The organism is Pseudomonas sp. GW821-FHT02B10, from assembly GCF_059421865.1.
On record NZ_JBWKVU010000009.1, the window covers coordinates 125332 to 145837 of the forward strand.

A 20506-nucleotide genomic window follows, 5' to 3' on the forward strand; every position below is an offset into this window, starting at 1 on the left:
TAAAATCCCTGCCTGAATCTCACAAAGCTGCCTGTAACCTTGCACGCGGTAGAGCAGGGCAGTCCTCAGTTCTGATAACTGCAAGCGTCCGACAGCTTGCGGTAACTGATGGCTTCCAGCTTGCCCGCCTTGTCGATAAAGGTCATGTCCGCGGTGACCACCTTGCACTCCGGCGTCGCGGGCTCGGTCATCGACACCACCTTGGCCACGTTCAGCGGCATGCCATAGTGATAAGGCACCGGCTGCACCTGGGCCGTGTCCGCCTGAGCCACACCCACGACCCCGGCAAACGCCAGGGCCCCGACCAGCAAAATACGCATGTTCATGAGCGTTCTCCGATAAGCCCGACAAAACCGCATCGAGCGCGCCGCGGAGGGCGACAGGGGATTCTGCGCTGCGCGGTCGCGTACAGTTTTGGGCTGGGGGATTAATCGAAGATTAAGTAGGGGGCTAATGATTTGTGCGGGAGGGAGACTGCCCGACGAAATGTGCTTTGCGCAGAAACGCCTATTCGATGTCAGCGGGGGCCTGAAGGCAGGGGACAGAAGCCCCTGCCTTGCAGGTCGTCAACGCCTGGCCCGATTCCGGGCAGGCATTGAATGCACTTATTTCTTGTCTTTCTCCTTTTCTTCCTCTTCTTTCTCCAGCAGATCGATCCCGCGGATATCGAAGTAGCATTGCCCGCTCACCGACTTGGCTGAGCGCTGCGCCAGGGACTGGACCAACTGGTCATGTATGAAGTGGCCGAACAACAGGCTCACTTCCTCCGGCAATGGCGACAGTTGTTCCTTGAACCATTCCTCTTCCAACAGCACCTGCCACACCAGCATCTGCTGCGGTGTGCCGGCGGCCCTGTAGCCATCCCGCGTCCGGCCGCTGCGCATGCTGCGGGCTTCGCTGTCGACATCTTCCAGCCAGCCGAGTTGTGCCCTTAGTGTCTCGCGCTCGGTTTGCAGTTCCTGGGTGCGCTTGAGGCGGGCCTGCCTCTTTTCCGGGGTTTCCACCGGGCGGCCAAACATCCCGGCGCTATTTCCCGCGGCATACTGGCTGGCGTTCAGGCGATCTTCCTCTTCGCCGATTTCCCGCAGGCGCTGCACATAAGGGCGCGAGATCGACGCCAGCCAGCGGATATACAAACGCATATGGCCGAGGAAGGGCGCTTGGTCACCCAGGTTGAGGTTTTTCAGCTGGGCGATGCTGGCCTTGGCGGCCGACTGGTACTTCTTGACCAGCCCAAGGGCAGTTTTTCCGTTGATATGGTCGTTGAAGGTGAACAGCTCAGCAGTATCGGCATCCTTTTCGTATAAGTCTTCGAGATGAAGGAAAGGTACTCCTGCCTGGAACGCTGCGCGGTACATGCGGTGCAAGCTGACCAGGGCCAGCTCGGCGCTGGGTTTCTGCTCGCCGGGCAGCAGGCTGCCACCGATATCCTCGCTGACCCCGGGCATCAGTTCCTCACGCCACTTGGCGTTGCCTTTGCCAAGCAGGCTGGCCCGCCGGTAAAAGCGTCGCTCGTGGGCGGCGACCAGATGCAGCGCCTGCCTGACCTGCTTGGGCAGGACATTGGCGTCCCCCAGCACGTTACTGGTGGGCACGGGTATATAGTCGTCGATCAGCGGTATTTCGCTACGGCTGCGGTCCACCGCGTCGAACAGGCCGGCGAACAGAATGACCACCTGGGCGCCCTGGTACTCCACTTTCTCGCCATCGATCAGGCAGCGCTCCAGCAGGCGATACAGAAAGCCCCGAGCCAGGGTGGCGCCGTAGTCGAAGCCGTACACGGACAGTTCGATACGCTTAAGGGGCGGGCCGCTCAAGGCCTTGACCTTGCTCACTTCGTCGTTCAGGTAGTCGATGGCGCCATCGATGCGAATATTGGCTCCAGTCTTGGCTATCTCAGCCATGATGGGGTTGTCGCGCAGGGGCGGTACGACTTCAGCCGCGGCGTCAACCACCGCGCCTTTTAACACTTTGAAGACTTTGTAGGGGGCATTTACCAAGTCGCCCAGGTCACGCTTCAAGCGCTCCCACCAGTCATGACCTTTCAGCACATCCTTGAGGATCTTTTTCCCTTCGTCCTTTGCCACATCCTTGGGCACATCGGCTGCCTTGCTGCCTGCGGTATCCACGCCGGCATTGGCGGTGGTGGTCAGGTCTGCGATGTACTCCGTGCCCATTCCTGAAAGGTATAGCCTTCGATAATTGTAAGAGGCTTCATCCTTTCCAGTAGTGGGGTGCGCCATATACATCTTGCCGACGTTACTAACCCGACCTGACTGCAAGTCTTTCAGTAGGTGACGTCCAAAGCCGTCGAAAAAGAATCCGATCCGCAAAGTTCGTTCACAAGTAGTGATATGCGAGTTTTTGGTTGGTCCCGCACAACGGGCGCCGGCAGCCGCAGCCAAATCAGCATTACGGGTACTCATTGGGATTTGGTTTCCTGATCCTTGGAGTTAGAGACTGGTGGCGCATCCTTGAGGTTTTCATAAGGAGTGTCCAGGTTGGCACTCCAGGCTAGGCGAACTTGGTCTCCGGGGAAGAAATGCACGTGTAGATATCGATCAGTGCGTTGACGAGGTGGGTTAGCGATCTCGACTGATAAGGTTTCTTTTTGAACTCCTTGGCGAACTTGCTCACCTGTACGACCTTTTATCCAATCTACTTTCAGCGTTTTGCCTTCAATGCGCCAACAGCAGGTTGCTCCGCCCCCTCCGTTTGCCGTGGCATTGCCCCCCCAGTTGTCATTAACGAAGTAGCTGAAGATAGGGCGATCCGTTTGGTTGTGAACGTAGAGCATTGCCCCCGGCATTTGGCTGTACTGCCATATGAAATAGGCAGCAATTAGTCCCCCCCAGACCAACAGATTGATGAGGGTTTTCTGCAAACCGGACAAAGACTTCCAGCGATTTCTAAGTGATTGAATCGATGTCACAACAAACTCCTTGTTAGTGCGAACCTGTTTCTGCGCACGGTCATGTTCTTTCGCCTGGGGGCATTTCTGTTGCCCAGCTCGCGCTGCTTGCAAGTTTTTCAATAGTGGGCGGCGAAAACCCGTGACTCATTGGGATTGGGCTTCCTGGTCCTTGGCATCAGGCACTGCGGGTGCTTCCTTGAGATTTTCATAGGGGGTGTCGAGATTGGCGCTCCAGGCCAGGCGAACCTGGTCGCCGGGGAAGAAGTGCACATGCAAATAGCGGTCACTGCGTTGGCGGGGAGGGTTAGAGATCTCGACTGATAGGGTTTCTTCTCGAGTTACCTGCTCATACTGTGTTCGGGTCGTGCTCTTGATCCAATCCACCTTCAGTGTCTTGCCCTCGATGCGCCAGCAGCAGGTCATGCCCCCATTTCCACCCCAATTGTCGTTGACGAAATAACTGAAGATGGGGCGATCCGTATGGTTATGCCCATAAAGTGCGGCCCCGGGCATCCGGCTGTACTGCCAGATGAAGTAAGCAGCGATCAGCGTGCCCCACACCAATAGGTTGATCAGGGTTTTCTGAGCCTTGGGTAAGGATTTCCAGCGGTTTACGAGTGACGCCATTACCACAGACTCCTTGTCCGGCTGCCTGCAAGCCTTTCAACCGATGGCGCCGAAAGCCGCAGAGCGACAACTAGATGGGAATGAAGGAGGCTCATTCGGACCGGCGCTCCTGATCCCCGGCATAAAACTCGCGCAGTTCCTCCTTGAGAGGACTGGTGTGTTTGTCACTCCAGGCCATGCGCACCTGATCTCCGGGCAGGAAATGCACATGCAGGGTATCGTCGGTTCGCTTGCGAGGTGGGTTAGGGATCTCGATTGAAAGGGTTTCCTTTTTAACCCCCTGACGCACTTGTTCTCCTGTGCGGCCTTTTATCCAGTCCACCTTCAGCGTCTTGCCCTCGATACGCCAGCAACAGGTCACACCTCCGTTGCCTCCCCAATTGTCATTGACGAAATAACTGAAGATGGGTCGATCCGTATGGTTATGTCCATAAAGCGCCGCGCCCGGCATGCGGCTGTACTGCCAGATGAAATAACCGGCGACCAGCGCGCCCAGAGCCAACCACTGGATCAGGGCTTTCTGGCGGCCGGGCAGGCGCTTCCAGCGCTTTGCGAGTGACGGCAACGACATCGCCTCAGGCGCCTTCTTGTGCGGCCAGGGCGTTTTCCAGGGTGTCCCGGTCATCGGTGACCTGACGCAGGATTCCCGCCCATTCGGGGCGCTGGTGCAGTGGGTTGCGGGTGATCAGGCTGTGCAACACGAAGGTCGACTGATCTTCCTGCCGGTCCAGGCCCTGGTCTCTGGCGATCTGCAGCAGGTCTTGCACCTGTTGCAGGCGTTCGCCGTGGCAGTCGCTGGCAAAGGCCTCGGGGGCGACGTTTTCGGTCTGCACCAGCAGCTGCTCGGCGTGGGCGTCATGCTGCAGGCTGTGCATCATCGGCTCATCCAGGCGGATCGGGTGGTACTCGGGCACTTCGCTGTGCGCCGGGCCGGCAAGGCGCTGCCAGTCTTTTTCGGCCTTGACCCACCAGGTGTCGAGGGGGCCGAACAGCCACTGGTGCCATGGCTGGCCGACTTGCTGGTGGAGCAGGGGCAGCACTTCAGCGCTGTAGCTGCGGATCAGCAGCACCGCATCGTTGGCGTCCTGGCAGACCAGGGCGTCGCCAAGGTGGGTGGCCAGCCGATTGGCTGGCAGGGTGCTGCTCAACCAGCCGGCCAGGTTCGAGCCGAACAGTTCGTGGATCGCCACCAGCCGCTCGAACGGTTGACCGGTCATGTCCAGCAGTAGCGGCCCGTCATTGCGCAGCTGGGCCAGCTCGGCCTGGTACATCAGGGGCCAGCGGGCGCCTTCCAGTTCACCCAGGGCGTTGCGCTGCGGCGCGCTGAGCAGGGCCTGCTCGACGATCGCCGTGAGGCTCAAGCCCTTGGCCGCGGCGTTGATCCAGTCCTGCTGGCCTTGCTGCAAATCGCTCATGGCTGTGCTCCGGACAGAATCGCCTGGCGTTGGCGGATGGCCTTGAGCAGGCACTCGACGCAGATACCCTTGGGCGGCGTCAGGCGCGGTATGGGCGAGTTCAAACGACCCAGCAGCAGGCCGCCGGCCTTGTCGGCGTCAGCGAGCTTCAGCAGTCCCGGCAACAGCGGCGCCGCCGGCGTACCCACGCCCGGCGCGCCTCCGGAGTTGATCTTCACGTCGGCCCCGCTGATGGTCACGCCGCCACCGTCGAGCTTGACGAAGCTGCCGCCGGCCTTGGCCGTCAGTTCCGCGCCTGCCTCGACCACGGCCTTCCCACCGGCCTTGTAATGAATCTCCTGGCCAGCTTCGACGAATTGCGCGGTGCCGATACTGGCGTGCTGGGTGACGGCCACGGTCAGGTGGTCGTTGGCGCGGATTTCGCTCTTGCGGTCGAGGTGGGTGATGCGGTGTTCCTCGGCCTTGAGTTCGGTCAGGGTGTTGGCTTCGACCGTGTCGTGGCGCTGGTTGCCGACGCGGATCCGCTGGTCGTGCTCGACGTTTTCGTCCCAGTCGCGCTGGGCGTGCAGGTAGATCTGTTCGGCGCCTTTCTTGTCTTCGATGCGCAGTTCGTTGTAGCCCTTGCCGCCCGGCGAGCTGAGGGTCTTGAAGGTGCTGCGGGTCTTGTTCGCCGGCAGGTCGTAGGGGACCAGGTTTTCCTTGTGGTACAGGCAGCCGGTGACCAGGGGCTGGTCGGGGTCGCCTTCGAGGAAGGTCACCAGTACTTCCATACCGATCCGCGGGATGGCGATGCCGCCGTAGGCCTTGCCGGCCCAGCCGCTGGCGACGCGGACCCAGCAGGAGGTGTTGTCGTCGGCCTGGCCGTCGCGGTCCCAGTGGAACTGCACCTTGATCCGGCCGTATTGGTCGCAATGGATTTCTTCGCCCTTGGGCCCGGTGACCACCGCGGTCTGGCTGCCCAGGGACTTGGGTTTCGGGTGTTCCAGCGGCGGGCGGTAGTGGGCGTCCCAGGGCGTGGCGAGGAAGCGGTTGCGGTAGCCCTGGTGGAAGTCGTCCTTGTTGCTGGTGACGTCGCTGGTGATGTTCTCGCCCAGCACCTGGGGCTGCTTGCCCTCGTGGATCACCTCCAGCAGCAGCCACAGGTCGTTCCATTCGCTGCGCGGGTGGGCGGCCAGGGTCAGGAAGTGGCCGCTGACCAGGCTCGGCTCGTCGCCTTTGCCTTCGGCCAGCCGGTAGTCGCTGCGATGGCGCTCCAGGGCGCGGGTCGCCAGTTGCTTGCCGCGGGCCTGCTGGGTGAACAGGCCGGGGTAGTCGTAGTCTTCCAGGTCCGGCATGAATTCAGACTTGGCCGCGCCCTCGGGCAGCAGGCGCGGCTTCTCGAAATCGTAGTCGCGGCGGCTGACGCGGCTGGTGCGGGTTTCCAGGCGCAGGTTGAAGCGCTTGATCACCGGCTGTTCGGCGGCCATGCCCGAGTCCTGCTGGTAGTTCACCGCTGCCAGCTTGCGGAACACCGTCTGGTCGTCGCCGAACACCAGTTTGTGGCCGCTGGCACTGTGCTGGAAGTGGAAGTGAATGCCTTCTTCCTCGCACAGGCGCTGGATGAAGTGCAGGTCGGATTCGTCGTACTGGGTGCAGTAGACCCGCTCCGGGTAGGTGGCGCCGAGCTGGAAACTGTAGGCGTCGGCCAGGATGCCGCGGGCCTCGAGGACCTGGGCGATGATCTTCGGCACACTGAGGTGCTGGTAGATCTTCTGGTTGAAGTTGTGGCGCAGGTAGTTGAGCTGCGGAGTCAGGCTGATGCTGTAGCGGGTCAGCTTGCGCCCGGAATCGCCCTGGGCGATGCGGTACACCAGGCCGTGGATCAGGCCTTTACCGGTCGCGCCAAAGGTCAGGCAGGCCGGCTTGTGCAGGAGTTCTTCGAGCTTGAGGTCGGGATGCCCGCTGACCAGTTCGATATCGAAGCAGAAGGGCTGATTGAGGGCTTCGCGGCCAACGAAACTGAGGACCTGAAGGTCGACCGAGGCGCCTTCGATCGTCAGGGAAATATGGGTAGCGTTAGCATCCAGCATGCCGTGAAATCCATCCATTGAATAAGCAGGGGGCGGATGGTGCAGGAATAAGCCGGTCGATTCAAGCCGAGGCGGCCGCGGCTTTCCGCCCGCCGGAGCATTCAGAAATGTCCGCGATAACCATTACTTATGCCTGACAACCCATCCGGCTAACGCCCTACGGGCATCAGCGGAGTTGGCTGTAAGGGATACGCCGATGGTCGCTCAGGGATTCCCGTGAGGACGCGGGCCGGCGACGGGCCTTCGAGCAGCGAGCCAGCGCCGCAATTGCCGTCGGCCAGTTGGCCTGCAAGGGCGACACAGGCTGTCGCCGGGGCAGGTCGTTGTCGCGTCAGGAACGCGGGGGCAACGGCGGCCGGTAGTAGCTCTGGAACCAATCGACAAAGCGTCCGAGGCCCTCGGCCAGGGGGACCTGAGGGCCGAAGCCGGTGACGTTCTCCAGGGCGCTGGCATCGGCGCAGGTGTTCAGCACGGTGCCGGGTTGCAACGGCAGGTACTCGACCTGTGCCTTGCGTCCGAGCAGTTGCTCCAGGGTGGCGACGTAGTCCTTGAGTTCCACCGAACGTTGCCCGCCGATATTGAACAGACGCCAGGGCGCCATGCTGGTGGCGGGGTCGGGGTGTTCGCGGTTCCACAAAGGGTTGCGCACCGGTGGCTTGCCCAGCAGGCGAACCAGGGATTCGACCAGGTCGTCGATATAGGTGAAGTCGCGCTGGTGCATGCCGTAGTTGAACAGCTTCAGAGGACGGCCTTCGCAGATGGCCCGGGCGAACAGCACCGGCGACATGTCCGGGCGTCCCCAGGGGCCATATACGGTAAAGAAGCGCAGGCCGGTGGCCGGCATGTCGAACAGATGGCTGTAGCTATGGGCCATCAGCTCATTGGCCCTTTTGCTCGCGGCGTACAGCGACAGCGGATGGTCCACGGTGTTGCTGGCCTTGTGCGGCAGTTGATGGTTGGCGCCGTACACCGAACTGGACGACGCGTAAATCAGGTGTTCGGGCGGATAGCGCCGGCACATTTCCAGCAGGTTGAGAAAGCCGCCGAGGTTATTGTCCAGGTAAGCCTTGGGGTTTTCCAGGGAATAACGTCCCCCGGCCTGGGCCGCCAGGTTGATCACCACCTGCGGGCGAACCTGGGCGAACAGCCGGTCGAGGGCTTCGGTATCGCCGAGATCGAGGCGGTACAGCGGGAACTGTCCCACCTGCTGCTCCACCCAGCGCACCCGGTCGCGTTTGAGTTGCGGGTCGTAGTAGTCGTTGAAATTATCCAGCCCGGTGACCTGATGCCCATCCTTGAGCAAGCGCAGTGCAGTATGGGCGCCGATGAAGCCGGCGGCCCCGGTGATCAGGATATTCATGCGCAGAGCGCCCCCGGTACGCGCCAGGGCAAGCCACTGCCCGGGGGACACAGGCGAGCGATGTCCCGCGCGATGGCGAGGGCGACTGCTTGTACCAGGCCGACATGGCCGGTACCAAAAACGCTGACATCCAAGGGAGGAACCTCATCCGTGATGGGTAATGCGTGAGTTTCATGGCTCACTTTTTAAAGAACTGAATAGGTGCAAGTCCTTTTCGCGTTCTTTTTTTGACACTACCACAGCATGGAGTCGGTTAATTGGCGTTTTATCGTGTTATATAAATGACGAAGGCGTTTTGTATAACCCTATTTAAGAAATAATACCGTTTAAAATCAACTAGATAACCTGAATGAAAGGCTCATGAAAGCATTGGGGCAATTCCTGGGTAACAAACCCGGCAGGGCAAATTGATCCGACGAACGGTAGAGTTTTTAACGAAAAAAACGCCATTTTTATCCTGGGCGCAGACTTCCTTGGATCCAAAACCTCTCGAAGCGCCCAATGAATAGCGCCTTGGCCAAGAGCCTGGAGAAAGGCAAAGAGTGTTGGAAATGATCGCTTTATTCGAGGCGAGGGCAGTGCGTTGAAGGAGGGTGTTCAGGGGCAAAGGCTGTAGCCGCTTCAGACTAAAGTCGGGTGTAGCCCGTCAAAGCCATCTGCCATCATTTGCGATCAACATTGATTTGATCAATTCACCTGGCCAGAAATGATTCGCCAGATGGATTGCTATTGCCTTCTTTCATCTGCTTTACCGATGCACTGCTGGAGCTTTTCATGCCTTTCCCTTTGCTGCACTCATTCCGACCGCTGCGTTATCCAACGGTGGGCCTCGGCGCCCTGTGCCTGTGCGCGGGTTTTACCGCCCGGGCCGAGGCCGCGGGTTTCTTCGAAGACAGCAGCGCCAAGCTCGAGTCGCGCACCATCTACTTCAACCGTGACTTCCGCGACGGCCATACCGGCAACGATCAGGGAGCCTCCAAGCGCGAAGAGTCGGCGCAAGGGTTCATTCTCAACCTGCAATCGGGCTACACCGAAGGCACCGTCGGCTTTGGTATCGACGCGCTGGGCATGCTCGGTTTCAAGCTCGATTCCAGCCCCGACCGCAGCAACAGCGGCCTGCTGCCGTCCAGCGGCCAGGACCCGCGGGGTTCCAAGGACCAGTACGCCAAGCTCGGCCTGACGGCCAAGGTGCGCCTGTCGCAGAGCGTGCTCAAGTACGGCGCGCTGCTGCCGGACCTGCCGCTGCTCAAGTACAACGACGGGCGTCTGCTGCCGACCATGTTCAACGGCGCCATGCTCACGTCCAAAGAGATCAAGGATCTGACGTTCACGGCCGCGCGGCTGGACAAGTACACCGCCCGGGACTCCACGGACGCCCAGGACATCCGCGTGCACTGCAAGAACAAGCGGTATGCCTGCAACGTCACCGCCGACCATTTCGACATGTACGGCATCGACTACAAGTTCAACGACCGCCTGACCGGTCAGTATCACTACGCCGAGCTGGAAGACATCTACCGCCAGCACTTCATCGGCCTGCTGGCCAACCAGCCGCTGGGCCAGGGCGTGCTCAAGGCTGACCTGCGCCTGCTCAAGAGCGCCGACAGCGGCGCCGAACGCGCCGGTTCCATTGATAACCGCGCCCTGAGCGGCATGCTCGGCTACGCCATCGACGGCCATACCTTCAGCGCTGGCTGGCAGCGCATGAACGGCGACAATTCGATGCCGTACCTCGATGGCAGCAACCCGTACCTGGTCAACTATGTGCAGGTCAACGACTTCGCCGCCGCCCAGGAGCGTTCCTGGCAGTTGCGCTACGACTATGACTTCAAGGCCATCGGCATCAACGGCCTGAGCTTCCTGACCCGCTATGTCAGCGGCGACCATATCAAGGTCCCGGGCAGCGACCAGGAAGGCCGCGAGTGGGAACGCGACAGCGAACTCAAGTACGTGGTGCAGAGCGGCACCTTCAAGGACGTCAGCCTGCGCCTGCGTAACGCCACCTACCGCAGCAACTACGAAAAATACGCCCGGGACGTGGACGAGACGCGGCTGATCGTCAGCTACAACTTCTCGATTCTCTGACGGCGCTGCCGGAAGCTGAATACGCGATCTGTCTGGAGAAACGCATTGGCAGGCTTTGCGGCCGCTGCGCGCCCGATCGCAGGCTGCGCCAGCGGCTACAAGGTTTGCGGTGTCTGTGTAGCCGCTGCCGAGCTTGCGAGGCTGCGATCGGTTTGGGTGGCATTTCGACGTAGCGACCGCTAATTCTGAATCTGCGATCTGTCTGGATGAACGCATTGGCTGGTTTGCGACTGCTTCGCAGCCGATCGCAGGCTGCGCCAGCGGCTACAGGGCGTGCGCAGGCGGGGGAGATGTGCGCAAGCGCAGTTCGGACCGTTACAGCCAATGCCAGAAGCGGCTCCAGAAGCCGCGGTTCAACTCTTCCCGGCAGCTGGCGTATTGCTGGCCGTACAGGCTGGAACGGCTTTGCACCTTCATCGCCACGGTCTGCAGCCAAGGCTTGGCCGTATAGGTCTGCCGGCGGTAGCCGCCCCAGCCTTCGTGATAGTTCAGGTACTGGCGGTAGGCGTCCTGCTTGGTCACGCCGTTGACCCGTGTGGTCTGGTCCATGTACCAGCCGATAAAGTCGGTGGCGTCGGCGAAGTTGGTGCGGCTGGCCCAGTAGTTGTCGCCCTTGCGCTGGTAGTCGCCCCAGACTTCGTCCTTGGCCTGCGGGTAGCCGGCCGCCGTGCTCACCCGGCCCCAGGGAATCACCCAAAGCAGGTATTTGCGTGGCGGCAAGGCGTCCTGCTTGAAGCTCGATTCCTGGTAGATGATCGACAGCGGCACCTGGATCGGCACCCCCCATTTCTCTTCGGTGGCCTTGGCGGCTTTGTACCAGTCGCTTTTCTCGCGAAAGATCTCGCAGATGTCGTTGGGGTTGGCCGGCGGCGAGGTCGCGCAGCCGGTCAGGATGAGGGGGAAGACTACGGCGGCACAGGCAAAGCGGGTCAAAGGCAAGGCTCTATTCGGGTCGGTGGGGGCGCCAATGTGGTACGAATGCGGCGCCCCTGCGATCAGTTCAATTGGTGGCGATAGGGCAGGTCCGGTCCGGTCTTGCCACAGGTCAGCGCCGCGGCGCGGATGGCGAACCTGAGCATCTGGTCGATCTGGTCCCGGCTCAAGCCCGCCACACCCTCCAACGAATCCAGCTGCCGTTCGGTCAGCCAGGCAATCAAGGCGGCCTGGAAGGTGTCGCCGGCGCCCACGGTGTCGGCCATCTTAATCGGCATGGCCGGCGCCGACCAGCGGCCATGCACCCGGCTGAACACCGTCGCGCCCTCTGCGCCGCGGGTCAGGAACACCAGCTGGCAGTGGTGCTGTAGCCAGCCTTCGATCACGTGCTGCGGGTCCTGGTCGGGGTAGAGCAGGTGCAAGTCCTCGTCGCTGACCTTGATCAGGTCGGCCAGCCGGACCAGGGTGTCGATGCGTTGGCGCCACAGCTGGATATCCGGGGCCGGGTTGAGGCGCACGTTGGGGTCGAGGCTGATCAGGCGCTGGCCGCGCTCGCGACGCACCAGCGCCAGCAGGGTGTCGCCGATCGGCTGCACCACCAGGGAAAACGAACCGATGTGCAGGCCGCGCACCCGGCTGTCGAGCGGCGGCAGGTCGCTGAGCTGCAACTGGCGGTCGGCGCAGCCTTCGCCACGGAAGCTGTATTGCGGCGAGCCGTCGGCGCCCACCGCGACCATCGCCAGGGTGGTCGGCGCCGCGACGTGCAGCAGGTAGTCCTCGGCCACGCCTTCGTCGCGCAGCACCTGCAACAGGCGCCGGCCGAGGTAGTCGGTGGACAGCCCGGCGAACAGCGCCGCGTCCACGCCCAGGCGGCGCAGACCGACCGCGACGTTAAAGGGCGAACCGCCGGCGATGGCCTGGAAGTTGACCCGCGATGCCCGACCGCTGGCATCGTCTTCGCTGAAAAAATCGAACAGTGCTTCACCACAGACCAGATACATAGTCATTCGCTCTTCAAAAGGGTTGCCACATGCTGTTGGTAACGTTCATAGGCCTGCTGATAGGCCGCGACATTGGCCGCTATCGGCAAGGTTTCGCTGCTTGCATCGAGCCTCACGCAGCGCTGGCACAATTGCGCCAGGCTCTGCGGCTGGCCGCTGCTGCGGGAATAGCACCAGGCCGCCTGGATCGCCGCGCCCAGGGCCGCGGCCTCGCTCTGCTCGGTGCAGACCACCGGGGTGTGCATGATATCGGCGACCATCTGCCGCCACAGCGGGCTTTTCGAACCGCCGCCGATCAGGCGGATGCCCTGGCTTTGCAGGCCGTTTTGGCGTAGCAGGTCGAGGCCGTAGCGCAGGCCGAAGGTGGTGCCTTCGACCACCGCGCGGCACAGGTTGGCCCGGGTCAGGTTGTCGGCGGTCAGGCCCAGCAGGCTGCCGCTGGCATGGGGCAGGGCGGGGACCCGCTCGCCGTTGAGGAACGGCAGCATGCACACGCCCTCGGCACCGATCGGCGCCTGCGCCACCAGCTGGTTGAAGGCGTCGATATCCAGGTCGAACAGTTCGCGCACCGCGCCGGTGGCATTGGTCAGGTTCATGGTGCAGATCAGCGGCAGCCAGCCGCCGCTGGAGGAACAGAAGGTCGCCACCGCGGCGTCTGCGCTGACCCGCGGTTGCTCGGCATAGGCGTACAGGGTGCCGGAGGAACCCAGGCTCATGGTGATCGCCCCGGGCTGGATATTGCCGGTGCCGATGGCCCCGAGCATGTTGTCGCCGCCACCGCTGGACACCAGCGCCCGCGGGTTGAGGCCCAGGTGCCGGGCGAGCTCCGGCAGCAGCGTGCCCACCGGCTGGTCGGCTTCGAGCAGTTCCGGCAAGGCGGCTTCCAGGCGGCCGTCGGGGTCGATGTGCCGGAGCAGTTCCAGGTCCCACTGGCGGCTGCGCACGTTGAAATAGCCGGTGCCCGAGGCATCGCCGTATTCGCTGCAGCAGCGGCCGGTCAGCCAGTAATTCAGGTAGTCGTGGGGCAGCAGCACATGGGCGATGCGCTGGAAAATCTGCGGATGCTGTTCCCGGGTCCACAGCAGTTTCGACACGGTGTAGCCGGGGGCAATCGCCACACCGAGGCGCTCCAGGGAGCCCTGTTCGCCGCCCAGGTAATCCAGCAGGCGCTGGTTCTGTGGGGTGGATTCGGTGTCGCACCAGAGCTTGGCCGGGCGCAGCACCTGGCCCTGCTGGTCGAGCAGGACCAGGCCGTGCTGCTGGCCGGAGACGCCGATGCCGAGGATGTCCAGGCCGCTGACCCCCGCCGCCAATAACGCACGGCGGGTGGCCAGGGTGAACGCCTCGCGCCATTGCTCGACGTCCTGTTCACGGCGGCCGTTGGCGCCGCTGATCAGGCTGTGGGGCGCCGCGCCCAGGCCCAGTACTTCACCGCTGGCGGCGTCGAGGACGATGGCCTTGGTGCCCTGGGTGCCGCAGTCGATGCCGAGGAAAAGCTGTTGCGTCGTCATGGATGAACCTGCACAAAATTAATCAAACCCACTGTAGCCGCTGCCGAGCCTGCGAGGCTGCGACCGGTTGCAGCGCAACCGCAAAACCTGCGCCCGCGATTTGCCTGGAGAAACGCGTTGGCAGGCTTTGCGGCCGCTGCGTCGGAATGCCGCCCAATCCGATCGCAGGCTGCGCCAGCGGCTACAGGGTTCGCGGTGCTTGTGTAGCCGCTGCCGAGCTCGCGAGGCTGCGACCGATTGCGTAGCAATCGCAAAACCTGAGTCTGCGGTCTGTCTGGAGAAACGCATCGGCTACAGGCAAACATCAGCGGTCCCGGGCCAATACCCGCTCCAGGGTGCGGGTCACGCCGTTGTCGCGCAGGCTGCTGTAGCAGCGTTCGAAGGCTTCGACAAAGGCCGGCGAGTTGGGGATGGCGCTGCCGAAGATCTCCTCGACCGCCAGCAATCGCTGGCTGATCAGTGCGTCGTCCGCCACCAGCGCCTGGCAGAACGCGGCGCGCGGGTCGGGAATGCGGTAGGTGTCGCCGTTTTCGTCCACGCCCTTGAGGTACCGGGCCCAGGCGGCGACCACCAGGGCGGCGCGCTCGGTATCGCGGCCGTCGGCGATCAGGCGGTTGAGGGTCGGCACGCTGAACTTGGGCAGCTTCGACGAGCCGTCGGAGCAGACCCGCTCCAATTGGTCGGCAATCGCCCGGTTGGAGAAACGCGCCACCAGGGTGTCTTTGTAGGCACTCAGGTCGATGCCCGGCACCGGCGCCAGTTGCGGGGTCACGTCCAGGTCCATGTAAGCGCGCATGTACGTCACGAACAGCGGGTCGGCCAGGGTCTCGTGGACAAAGCGATAACCCTTGAGGAACCCCAGGTAGGTCAGGGCCAGGTGGCTGCCATTGAGCAGCTTGATCTTCATCTCCTCATAGGGTGTGACGTCGTCGGTGAATTGCACGCCGACCTTTTCCCAGGCCGGCCGGCCGCTGACGAACTTGTCTTCCAGCACCCATTGCGCAAAGGGTTCGCAGACCACCGGCCAGGCGTCGTCGATGCCGTGCTGGTCGTGCAACTGCAGGCGGTGAGCGGTGCTGGTCATCGGCGTGATGCGGTCGACCATGGCATTGGGGAAGCTGACGTGGGTGGCGATCCAGTCGCGCAGGTCGGCGTCGCGCTGCCCGGCGAAGGCCAGCAGCGCCTTGCGGGTCACCGCGCCGTTGTGCGGCAGGTTATCGCAGGACATCAGGGTAAAGGCCGGGACCCCGGCCGCCCGGCGCTGGGCCAGGGCCGCGCAGAGAAAACCGAACACGGTCTGCGGCTGCTGCGGGTGGGCCAGGTCGTGCTGGATCTGCGGCAGGTGGGCCATGAACTCGCCGCTGCTGTCGTCGATGCAGTAGCCACCCTCGGTGATGGTCAGCGAGACGATGCGGATCTGCGGGTCGGCCAGTTTGTCGATCAGCGCCCGGGCGCCGTCTTCGGCCAGCAGCATGTCGCTAATGGCGCCGATCACCCGCACTTCTGCGGCATCGCTGTCGCCCAGCTCGAACAGGGTGAACAGGTAGTCCTGGCCGGCCAGGTCGTCGCGGGCGCGGCGGTCCTCGGCGCGCAGGCCGAGCCCGCAGATGCTCCAGTCCAGGCCTTCGCCGGTGTTCATCAGGGCATCGGTGTAGTAGGCCTGGTGCGCCCGGTGGAAACCACCCACGCCGATATGCACCATGCCTTGCCGGGTCTCGGCCAGGTCGTAGGCGGGCAGGCGGACTTCAGGGGCCAGGTGGTGGAGGTTGTGTCGGTTCAGTTTCATCGTTCGGTTCTCGTTCAGGCGGCGGCGCGCAGCGGCCTGGCCACGGCCACGCCGTCGGCATCGAAGAGGTGGCAGTGCTCGGCATCCAGGTTCAGGCTCAACTGCTGGCCATAGGCGCTGGCCAGGTCGCCGCGGATGCGCATGGTCAGGGCCTCGCCGGAAGCGGTGACGACGTGGCAGAAGGTGTCGCTGCCCAGGCGTTCGCTGACGTCGGCGGTGACCTGCAGGGTGCAGTCGCCGGGCCGGGCCAGCTCCAGGTGCTCGGGACGAATACCCAGGGTCACCGGGCTGCCGACGCTCAAGTGGGCGCCGCTCTGCGGCAGCTGGATGCGGGTGCCGGCCTCCAGCTGCACCTCGCAGCCCTGGCCATCGACCCGGCTCAGCCGGCCCTTGAGAAAGCCCATCTTCGGCGTGCCGAGGAAGCCGGCGACAAACAGGTTGGCCGGGCTGTGGTACAGCTCCAGCGGCGAGCCCACCTGTTCCACGCGCCCGCCATTGAGCACCACCACCTTGTCGGCCAGGGTCATGGCTTCGACCTGGTCGTGGGTCACGTAGATCATGGTCGCCTGCAGCTCTTTATGCAGGCGCGCCAGCTCCAGGCGCATCTGCACCCGCAGCGCCGCGTCGAGGTTGGACAGCGGCTCGTCGAACAGGAAGATCTTCGGGTTGCGCACGATGGCCCGGCCGATGGCCACGCGCTGGCGCTGGCCGCCGGACAGCTGCTTGGGCTTGCGCTCGAGCATCGGCCCCAGTTCGAGGATGCGCGCCGCTTCGTCGACCTTCTGTTGCACCTCGGCTTTCGGCACGCCGGCCAGGTCCAGGGCGAAGGACATGTTCTTGCGCACGCTCATGTGCGGGTACAGGGCGTAGGTCTGGAACACCATGGCCAGGTCGCGCTTGGCCGGGCTGACCTCGGTGATGTCGCGGCCATCGAGCTCGATGGTGCCGCTGCTGACTTCCTCCAGGCCGGCGATCAACCGCAGCAGGGTGGACTTGCCGCAGCCCGAGGGGCCGACGAAGACCACGAACTCCTTGTCGCGCACCTCCAGGTCGATGCCCTTGATGATGGAAAAGCCTTCGAAGCCTTTTTGCAGATTGTTGATTTTCAGGTTGGCCATGACGGGCCTCCATGTTTCTGAATGTCGGTGTAGCCGCTGCCGCAGGCTGCGATAAGGCTCGAAGAGCCTTCCCGCGGTCTTGAAAAGCACGACCCCTTCGGGGCCGATCGCAGCCTGCGGCAGCGGCTACAGGGTTTTGATCAAGGTTTGGAGCAGCGTTGATCAAGGGAGGAGTTCGGTTTATTTCACGGCGCCGAAGGACAGGCCGCGCACCAGTTGTTTCTGGCTGATCCAGCCGAAGATCAGGATCGGCGCGCAGGCCAGGGTCGAGACCGCCGAGAGCTTGGCCCAGAACAGCCCTTCGGGGCTGGAGTAGGAGGCGATCAGCGCGGTCAGCGGCGCGGCGTTGGACGAGGTCAGGTTCAGCGACCAGAACGCCTCGTTCCAGCACAGGATCAGCGACAGCAGCACGGTGGAGGCCAGCCCGCCCTTGGCGATCGGCAGCAGCACCCGGAGCATTTCCTGGCCCAGGGTCGCGCCGTCCAGGCGCGCGGCCTCGAGGATGTCCCGGGGGATGTCCTTGAAGTAGGTGTAAATCATCCAGACCACGATCGGCAGGTTGATCAGGGTGTAGATCGCGATCAGCGCGATGCGCGTGTCCAGCAGGCCAAAGCTCTTGGCCAGCAGGTAGATCGGCATCAGCACGCCCACCGGCGGCAGCATCTTGGTCGACAGCATCCACAGCAGGGTGCGCTTGGTGTTGCGGGTTTCGTAGAAGGCCATGGAGTAGGCCGCCGGTACCGCGATCAGCAGGCACAGGGCGGTGGCGCTGAAGGAGATCACCACCGAGTTCCAGGCGAAGGCGAAGTAGTTGCTGCGCTCGTTGATGTGCAGGTAGTTCTCCAGCGTCGGCGTGAAGATGAACTGCGGCGGCGTGGCAAAGGCGTCGATTTCACTCTTGAAGCTGGTCAGCAGCATCCAGAAGATCGGGAAGAAGATCAGGACCGCGATGGCCCAGGCCAGGGTGCCGAGCAGCAGGCTTTGCAGGCGGCGGGATTGTTGCAGGGTCATGGCGCGCACCTCAGGGCTTGTCAGTCAGGTTTTTGCCGAGCATCCGTACCAGGATGATCGCGGCGATATTGGCGATGACCACGGCGATCAGGCCGCCGGCCGAGGCCATGCCCACGTCGAACTGCACCAGCGCCTGGTTGTAGATCAGGTAGGCGAGGTTGGTCGAGGCGTAGCCCGGGCCACCGTTGGTGGTGGTGAAGATTTCGGCGAACACCGAGAGCAGGAAGATGGTCTCGATCATCACCACCACCGCGATCGGCCGCGCCAGGTGCGGCAGGGTCAGGTGCCAGAAGATCGCGATGGCCCCGGCGCCATCCAGGCGCGCGGCTTCCTTCTGTTCCTGGTCCAGCGACTGCATGGCGGTCATCAGGATCAGGATCGCGAACGGCAGCCACTGCCACGAGACAATGATGATGATCGACAGCAGCGGGTAGTGGGCCAGCCAGTCCACCGGCTGGGCGCCGAACAGCTTCCACAGCGCGGCGAGAATCCCCGACACCGGGTGGAAGATCAGGTTCTTCCAGATCAGCGCGCCCACCGTGGGCATGATGAAGAACGGCGAGATCAGCAGCACCCGGACAATGCCGCGGCCGAGGAACTCGCTGGCCTCCAGCAGGGCGCTGATCAGCACCCCGAACACCACGCTGATCAGCAGCACGCTGCCGACCAGCAACAGGGTGTTGGCGGCCCCGGGCAGGAAGCCCGAGTCGCTGAGGAAGTAGCTGAAGTTCTCCAGGCCGACGAACTGGTTCTCGCCGGGGTACAGCAGGTTGTAGCGGATCAGCGAGAAGTACAGGGTCATGCCCAGCGGCACGATCATCCACAGCAGCAACAGCGCCACCGAGGGGCTGACCAGGAACCAGCCGGGGTTGAGCAGGCGGCGCTTGCGCGCGGCCTGGGGGATTTGCAGATGAGCGTTGGCAGTCGAGGTATTCATGGCGATCACAACCGTTCAGGTGTGTTTTCTGTGTAGGAGCGAGGCTTGCCCGCGACGAACGATGACGCGCTTACGGGACAGACCGCGGTGCGGCTATCGCGGGCAAGCCTCGCTCCTACAGAGGACGGGGATTACTTGGGGTAGCCGGCGCGTTTCATTTCGCGTTCGGTGGTCTGCTGGGCGGCGGCCAGGGCCTGGTCGACCGTGGTCTGGCCGATCAGCGCGGCGGAGAACAGCTTGCCGACCTGAGTGCCGATGGCCTGGAACTCGGGGATGGTCACCAGCTGGATACCGATGTAGGGCACCGGCTTGAGGGTCGGCCTGGTCGGGTCGGCGACTTTCAGCGATTCCAGGGTCACCCTGGCGAACGGTGCGGCCTGCATATAGGCCTCGCTGTAGGTGGAGGCGCGAGTGCCTGGCGGTACGTTGGCGATGCCGTCTTTCTCGGCGACCAGGGCCCCGTATTCCTTGGACGTGGCCCAGGTGGCGAAGGTCTTCGCGGCGTCCTTGGCCTTGGAACTGGTGGGGATCGCCAGCGCCCAGGAGTACATCCAGGCGCTGCCCTTGTCGGTCACCTGCTGCGGCGCATAGGTAAAGCCGACGTGTTCGCTGACCTTGCTCTGCGACTTGTCGGTGACGAAGGAGCCGGCGACGCTGGCGTCGACCCAGATCGCGCACTTGCCGCTGTTGAACAGCGCCAGGTTCTCGTTGAAACCGTTGCTGGAGGCGCCGGGCGGGCCGGCCTTTTTCATGGTGTCGACGTAGAAGGCCAGGGCGTTTTTCCATTCCGGCCCGTTGAACTCCGGCTGCCACTGCTCATTGAACCAGCGCGCGCCGAAACCGTTGGCCAGGGTGGTGATCAGGGCCATGTTCTCACCCCAGCCGGCCTTGCCGCGCAGGCAGATGCCGTACTGTTCCTGCTCGGGTTTGTTGAGTTTGCCGGCGAACTCACCGATCTGTTCCCAGGTCGGGTGTTCGGGCATGACCAGGCCGGCATCCTTGAACAGGTCGGTGCGGTAGTAGGTCATCGAGCTTTCGGCGTAGAACGGCAGGGCGTACAGCGTGCCCTTGGCCGACAGGCCTTCGCGTACCGAGGGGAAGATGTCCTGCAGGTCATAGGCGGCGGGCAGGTCCTGCATCGGTTGCAGCCAGCCCTTGGCGCCCCAGAGTGCGGCTTCGTACATGCCGATGGTCAGCACGTCGAATTGCCCGCCCTGGGTGGCGATGTCGGTGGTCAGGCGCTGGCGCAGCACGTTTTCTTCGAGCACCACCCAGTTCAGCTTGATGTCCGGATGCTCGCTCTCGAAGGCTTTCGAGAGTTTCTGCATGCGGATCATGTCGCTGTTGTTGACGGTGGCGATGGTCACGGTCTGGGCGCCGAGGCTGACGCCGCTTAAGGTCATGCAGGTGGTGACGAGCAGGGCTTTGATGCAGGGTTTCATCGTGCACTCCTCTTCCGGGCCCGGTGGGCGGCAGAAGGACGGTTATTGTTGTTGTGTCTTCCGGATGCTGGGAAGAATGTGGGCTGATTACAGCCCTCAACGACCGCGCCTGACAAATCATCCCTGACACTTGAATCGATACTTTTTTGCACTGCGATGAAATCCTCCGCCCGGCGCAAGCCGCCATGGGCCAAGGATTCGCCCGTTCGGGCCGGGTAAAGCAGGGGAGATTGCGTATTGGTTTTTTTACCGTGGCGGCCTGGACCGGAGAACGGCGAGAAGGTGCCGATGACAGCG

Annotated in this window: 17 protein-coding genes; 1 reads left to right on the plus strand and 16 read right to left on the minus strand. The window is 62.9% G+C overall.

The features are described from left to right. Positions 1-65 precede the first annotated feature (65 nt). The 8 genes from AC07VU_RS19730 to AC07VU_RS19765 form a co-directional block, all read right to left on the minus strand. Positions 66-326: a DUF2790 domain-containing protein gene (locus AC07VU_RS19730; RefSeq protein ID WP_495030294.1), complete on the minus strand. Its 261-nt coding sequence runs from the start codon at positions 324-326 to the stop codon at positions 66-68. Positions 327-605: 279 nt separating this feature from the next. Continuing rightward, positions 606-2426: a hypothetical protein gene (locus AC07VU_RS19735; RefSeq protein ID WP_495030295.1), complete on the minus strand. Its 1821-nt coding sequence runs from the start codon at positions 2424-2426 to the stop codon at positions 606-608. Beyond that, entirely contained in the window at positions 2423-2932 is a 510-nt protein-coding gene (locus AC07VU_RS19740) for a DUF3304 domain-containing protein (protein ID WP_495030296.1), read from the minus strand. The genes AC07VU_RS19735 and AC07VU_RS19740 overlap by 4 nt, the downstream gene beginning before the upstream one ends. A gap of 126 nt (positions 2933-3058) precedes the next feature. After that, the gene (locus AC07VU_RS19745) at positions 3059-3541 is read right to left on the minus strand and encodes a DUF3304 domain-containing protein (RefSeq protein WP_495030297.1); all 483 of its coding nucleotides are present in this window, start codon (positions 3539-3541) and stop codon (positions 3059-3061) included. Positions 3542-3632: 91 nt separating this feature from the next. Next, positions 3633-4112, minus strand: coding sequence for a DUF3304 domain-containing protein (locus AC07VU_RS19750; RefSeq protein WP_102681203.1), 480 nt, complete (start codon positions 4110-4112; stop codon positions 3633-3635). Positions 4113-4116: 4 nt separating this feature from the next. Beyond that, complete coding sequence (locus tag AC07VU_RS19755) at positions 4117-4956, minus strand: DUF4123 domain-containing protein (RefSeq protein ID WP_495030298.1); 840 nt, start codon at positions 4954-4956, stop codon at positions 4117-4119. Continuing rightward, positions 4953-7025: a type VI secretion system Vgr family protein gene (locus tag AC07VU_RS19760; protein ID WP_495030299.1), complete on the minus strand. Its 2073-nt coding sequence runs from the start codon at positions 7023-7025 to the stop codon at positions 4953-4955. Before AC07VU_RS19760 ends, AC07VU_RS19755 begins: the two co-directional genes overlap by 4 nt. Positions 7026-7356: 331 nt before the next feature. Then, positions 7357-8385: an NAD-dependent epimerase/dehydratase family protein gene (locus tag AC07VU_RS19765; protein ID WP_495030300.1), complete on the minus strand. Its 1029-nt coding sequence runs from the start codon at positions 8383-8385 to the stop codon at positions 7357-7359. Positions 8386-9159: 774 nt separating this feature from the next. Here AC07VU_RS19765 and AC07VU_RS19770 point away from each other — a divergent pair. Further along, a complete protein-coding gene (locus AC07VU_RS19770; protein WP_097135508.1) occupies positions 9160-10470 on the plus strand; it encodes an OprD family porin in 1311 nt (436 codons plus the stop codon). 315 nt (positions 10471-10785) lie between these two features. Here AC07VU_RS19770 and AC07VU_RS19775 read toward each other — a convergent pair whose 3' ends face one another. The 8 genes from AC07VU_RS19775 to AC07VU_RS19810 form a co-directional block, all read right to left on the minus strand. Next, a complete protein-coding gene (locus AC07VU_RS19775; protein ID WP_087091019.1) occupies positions 10786-11403 on the minus strand; it encodes a transglycosylase SLT domain-containing protein in 618 nt (205 codons plus the stop codon). Between the two features lie 62 nt (positions 11404-11465). Beyond that, positions 11466-12404 carry a carbohydrate kinase family protein gene (locus AC07VU_RS19780; protein WP_495030344.1) on the minus strand — a complete coding sequence of 313 codons (939 nt, stop codon included), beginning with the start codon at positions 12402-12404 and terminating at the stop codon, positions 11466-11468. 2 nt (positions 12405-12406) lie between these two features. Further along, the gene (xylB, locus tag AC07VU_RS19785; RefSeq protein ID WP_495030301.1) at positions 12407-13915 is read right to left on the minus strand and encodes a xylulokinase; all 1509 of its coding nucleotides are present in this window, start codon (positions 13913-13915) and stop codon (positions 12407-12409) included. Between the two features lie 304 nt (positions 13916-14219). Next, on the minus strand, positions 14220-15701 hold the full coding sequence (locus AC07VU_RS19790; protein WP_495030302.1) for a mannitol dehydrogenase family protein: 1482 nt from the start codon (positions 15699-15701) through the stop codon (positions 14220-14222). 14 nt (positions 15702-15715) lie between these two features. Next, complete coding sequence (locus AC07VU_RS19795) at positions 15716-16819, minus strand: ABC transporter ATP-binding protein (RefSeq protein WP_495030303.1); 1104 nt, start codon at positions 16817-16819, stop codon at positions 15716-15718. 180 nt (positions 16820-16999) lie between these two features. Further along, positions 17000-17830 carry a carbohydrate ABC transporter permease gene (locus tag AC07VU_RS19800; RefSeq protein WP_274302687.1) on the minus strand — a complete coding sequence of 277 codons (831 nt, stop codon included), beginning with the start codon at positions 17828-17830 and terminating at the stop codon, positions 17000-17002. A 10-nt stretch (positions 17831-17840) separates the two neighbouring features. After that, positions 17841-18767, minus strand: coding sequence for a carbohydrate ABC transporter permease (locus AC07VU_RS19805; RefSeq protein WP_495030304.1), 927 nt, complete (start codon positions 18765-18767; stop codon positions 17841-17843). Positions 18768-18898: 131 nt separating this feature from the next. Next, complete coding sequence (locus AC07VU_RS19810) at positions 18899-20209, minus strand: ABC transporter substrate-binding protein (RefSeq protein ID WP_495030305.1); 1311 nt, start codon at positions 20207-20209, stop codon at positions 18899-18901. Between the last annotated feature and the right edge of the window lie 297 nt (positions 20210-20506).

Coding starts and splice junctions, on each gene's coding strand:
- AC07VU_RS19730 (WP_495030294.1), bottom strand. CDS start 326: ATGAACATGCGTATTTTGCTGGTCGGGGCCCTGGCGTTTGCCGGGGTC.
- AC07VU_RS19735 (WP_495030295.1), bottom strand. CDS start 2,426: ATGAGTACCCGTAATGCTGATTTGGCTGCGGCTGCCGGCGCCCGTTGT.
- AC07VU_RS19745 (WP_495030297.1), bottom strand. CDS start 3,541: ATGGCGTCACTCGTAAACCGCTGGAAATCCTTACCCAAGGCTCAGAAA.
- AC07VU_RS19750 (WP_102681203.1), bottom strand. CDS start 4,112: ATGTCGTTGCCGTCACTCGCAAAGCGCTGGAAGCGCCTGCCCGGCCGC.
- AC07VU_RS19755 (WP_495030298.1), bottom strand. CDS start 4,956: ATGAGCGATTTGCAGCAAGGCCAGCAGGACTGGATCAACGCCGCGGCC.
- AC07VU_RS19760 (WP_495030299.1), bottom strand. CDS start 7,025: ATGCTGGATGCTAACGCTACCCATATTTCCCTGACGATCGAAGGCGCC.
- AC07VU_RS19765 (WP_495030300.1), bottom strand. CDS start 8,385: ATGAATATCCTGATCACCGGGGCCGCCGGCTTCATCGGCGCCCATACT.
- AC07VU_RS19770 (WP_097135508.1), top strand. CDS start 9,160: ATGCCTTTCCCTTTGCTGCACTCATTCCGACCGCTGCGTTATCCAACG.
- AC07VU_RS19780 (WP_495030344.1), bottom strand. CDS start 12,404: ATGTATCTGGTCTGTGGTGAAGCACTGTTCGATTTTTTCAGCGAAGAC.
- xylB (WP_495030301.1), bottom strand. CDS start 13,915: ATGACGACGCAACAGCTTTTCCTCGGCATCGACTGCGGCACCCAGGGC.
- AC07VU_RS19790 (WP_495030302.1), bottom strand. CDS start 15,701: ATGAAACTGAACCGACACAACCTCCACCACCTGGCCCCTGAAGTCCGC.
- AC07VU_RS19795 (WP_495030303.1), bottom strand. CDS start 16,819: ATGGCCAACCTGAAAATCAACAATCTGCAAAAAGGCTTCGAAGGCTTT.
- AC07VU_RS19800 (WP_274302687.1), bottom strand. CDS start 17,830: ATGACCCTGCAACAATCCCGCCGCCTGCAAAGCCTGCTGCTCGGCACC.
- AC07VU_RS19805 (WP_495030304.1), bottom strand. CDS start 18,767: ATGAATACCTCGACTGCCAACGCTCATCTGCAAATCCCCCAGGCCGCG.
- AC07VU_RS19810 (WP_495030305.1), bottom strand. CDS start 20,209: ATGAAACCCTGCATCAAAGCCCTGCTCGTCACCACCTGCATGACCTTA.